Annotated in this window: 1 protein-coding gene; it reads right to left on the minus strand. The window is 55.1% G+C overall.

Annotated features, from left to right (window positions below):
- Positions 1-96 precede the first annotated feature (96 nt).
- Positions 97-468: hypothetical protein (locus tag DEQ92_RS22455; protein ID WP_233516954.1), on the minus strand; the 372-nt coding region annotated here is incomplete at its 5' end.

A 468-nucleotide genomic window follows, 5' to 3' on the forward strand; every position in this document is an offset into this window, starting at 1 on the left:
AGTACTGGACGGTCTCGATTACCGAGAGATCTGCGAGTCGACCACCGAGAATTCGCATCCGTTCTTCGTTGAGGTCATCTGTGCGTCCCATCGAGCTCAGGGGAACGACGAGGCAGGACTCCCACCGGTATTTGATTTGAGACGGAATTTGGCTTCTCGGAGTTCACGAAGGCGGCGAGTGACTGTTCGCCATTCACTCAACCTGTCGTACGCCTCATCGAGATCTTCGTACGTCGTCTCGGAAAGAACAACCGCCTCGGGTGAGGATTCAGCGAAGTAGCTCGAGAGTTCTCGTTCGCGGATTCGGTACTCGTCGATTGCTTCGTCGGCTGCTTCAGCTGTTTTGAACTCCCGGGTCAGTTCCGTGACACGACGGAACTCAAAGTAGGCCTCGTTTCGGACAAAGAGTGCAGGATTGTCTGCGACTTTTTCGAGGACCCCGAGTTCGACGAACCACTCCAAGTGGGG

Source organism: Haloferax sp. Atlit-6N, assembly GCF_003383195.1.
Lineage (GTDB): Archaea > Halobacteriota > Halobacteria > Halobacteriales > Haloferacaceae > Haloferax > Haloferax gibbonsii.